Raw genomic sequence first — 2,489 nt, 5'->3', positions numbered from 1 at the left:
AAACGCGGCGTTGGGTTAGCGAAGGTCCGCAGGGATTTTCCAGGGAAGCAGCGCGTCGTAGTCGTCGACGGTCTTTGCCAGAGGTAGCCGCTTGAACAGCCATGTGAAGTAACGATACGGGTCGATGCCGTTGGCTTTGCACGTTTCAACCAGGGAATACAGATTGGCACTCGCGTTAGCGCCATCTACAGTATCCGCGAACATCCAGCCTTTGCGACCTATTACGAAGGGGCGAATGGAATTTTCGCAGGGATTGTTCGATATGGGCCAGTCGCCGTTCTCGATGTATCGGATCAGCTTCGGCCACTGTTCGCGCAGGTAGGTTAGCGCCTTGCCGAGCAAGCTGTTGGGCACGACACCGGGCGATTGCTCGAGCATCAGATTGTGGATGGCGTCGAGCACGCGTGCACTGTACCGTCGTCGCAATCGCTGCCGCCTGTCGGCTTTCCATTTCGCGCTACGCGCCTCGGCAACGAACAACTTTCCGATCAGCTTGATGAAGCGCGTCGCGAGAAGATCGGGCGAGCGCGCTGCCTTGGGCACATTGTCCTCTGCCTTGACGAAGTAGCGTCGGCAATGAACCCAGCATCCGATGTGCACCAGTTGGTAACGCTGGGCAATGCCGTTATAGGGCTCGTATCCGTCGGTCATCAGGGCCGCTCCTTCACGCACGCCGACGAACAGCTTGTCAGCCAGCTTTGCACCTCGTCCGGGCGTGTAGGTGAAGCAGCAGATCGGCGTGCCCGAACCGGTCATCTGCGCCCAGAGATAGCTCTTTGTTTGTGGCTTGCGTCCCTTCTCCTTCAGGACCTGGAATGTCGTCTCGTCGCAGTAGATCAGATCGGCATCGAGCAACGCATCGCGCATCAGGTTGATCACAGGTTGCGTCGCGAGCCCGACACGGACGATGCTTGCTGCGATGGTGTTCGATGAGATGTCGCCGCCGAAGCGTCGCAGCAGGCCGGCCTGACGGTAGAGTGGCATCCCGAACTGATACTTGCCGGCAGCGATCCACGCAATCGCCGATTCGCTCAGGAGTCCTCGTGGGATGATGCGCGGCGGCGCTGGCGTGACCTTGATGCCAAGATCGCAGCACGGGCAGGCATACTTGACGCGCTGGTGCTGGATGACGCGGAGCTGCTCCGGGATCACGTCGAGCTGTTCGCTGGTTTCAACTCCGATCTCCACAAGCGCGTGACCGTCGTTGGCGCAGAAGCGATCGGCTTCGGGCAGTTCGTGCCGCACGACATCGCGCGGCAGACTGGGATCGAGCGGCTTGCGGTGGCCACGCTTCTTGCGAGTGTGCGCGCCAACCTTCGTTTCCGGTGTGTCTTCCTGCGCGGGCGTGGAGCTTGCACCGAGCGCCTCAGCTTCGTTGAACAAGCCGTATTGATCAGAATCCCGCGCTTCGCTCTTTGCACCGAACAGCTCGCGGCGGTAAGCCCGTAAGCGCTCCTCCGCGAGGTCACGCTCCGCTGTCACGAGTCGCAGCGTGCTGCGTAGCTCGTCACGTTCCTGCTGAAGCGCAGCGTGCTCCTCGCGCATCGCCAGGAGTGCCTTGAGCTCGTCGGCAGAGAGGGTGACGTTGATCGGCATGTCGCTTAGACCGGCACGCCAATGTCGTGTTCAACTCACACGAGCATAATGTCGTTTCGGATGGCGCCGAAGCGCGGCAATGTCCGCGCCCTTGAGTAGCCACTGCAACCGCTCGACGTCCAGCGTGACGACCCCGGTGCTACTGTCGGGCCAGACGAAGCGGTCCTTTTCTTCGAGCCTCTTGAGCAATAGCCAGAATCCGTTGTGATCCCAGCCCAGGATCTTGATACGATCACATCGCCGATTCGTGAACACGTAGAGCGACGAATCCATCGGATTGAGGCCCATCGCCTGCTCCACGAGAATCGACAGGCTGTTCATTCCGTATCGGAAATCGACGGGATCGCGATGCAGATAGACGTTCAGACCTTCGTCGAACCGGAACACGCCAGCCTCCCGAGCACCTCGATGATCGTCGTGATCTCTTCAACGCCAGTCTCGCCGAAGTCGAGTTCGACACCGTTGGGTAACCGAACATGCAGCGCGAGCGCTATCGACGCGACCGGAGTAGACGGTGTCGACGGCGACACTGGCGCAGAGATGACGGGAACAAACACCGGTAAGGTACTTGCATTGCTGGGGCCTCTGACCGTCGGAGCAGGAACGTCGATCGAGACGCCATCAATTACCATTGGGTCTGGCTCCCGGGAATCGTGCAGGATCTGATGCTGATAGCGCGTGATCCACCGACGTAACTGGTTCGGGTTGACGTCGTGGTCCATGGCCGCACGCGCGATCGACACGCCCGGCTTCAGGCATAGTGCGACCAGTTCCCGTACAGCATCCTCATTAAATTCGCGCCGGCCATCCCGTTTCTGGCCAACGACCAGCCTGCTGCGGAGGTCTCGATTCTCGTTCATTGCGGTCTGAGTGCATGTGTCCACGCGGACACT

Annotated in this window: 3 protein-coding genes; all 3 read right to left on the bottom strand. The window is 60.1% G+C overall.

What is annotated here, in order from left to right; translation table 11 throughout:
• Positions 1-15: 15 nt before the first annotated feature.
• Entirely contained in the window at positions 16-1,596 is a 1,581-nt protein-coding gene (gene tnpC / locus ACFSNN_RS41315) for an IS66 family transposase (protein ID WP_134456638.1), read from the bottom strand.
• A gap of 30 nt (positions 1,597-1,626) precedes the next feature.
• Positions 1,627-1,983, bottom strand: coding sequence for an IS66 family insertion sequence element accessory protein TnpB (gene tnpB / locus ACFSNN_RS41310; RefSeq protein ID WP_134456637.1), 357 nt, complete (start codon positions 1,981-1,983; stop codon positions 1,627-1,629).
• Positions 1,959-2,489, bottom strand: a 531-nt coding sequence (locus ACFSNN_RS41305) for a transposase (protein ID WP_377779232.1), incomplete at its 5' end; no start/stop codon positions are given. The genes tnpB and ACFSNN_RS41305, both read right to left, overlap by 25 nt.

Origin of the sequence: Paraburkholderia dipogonis, from assembly GCF_042680985.1 — a bacterium.
GTDB lineage: Bacteria > Pseudomonadota > Gammaproteobacteria > Burkholderiales > Burkholderiaceae > Paraburkholderia > Paraburkholderia phytofirmans.
The sequence above is the reverse complement of the archived record's forward strand: the minus strand, read 5'-3'. Positions and strand labels throughout refer to the sequence as shown.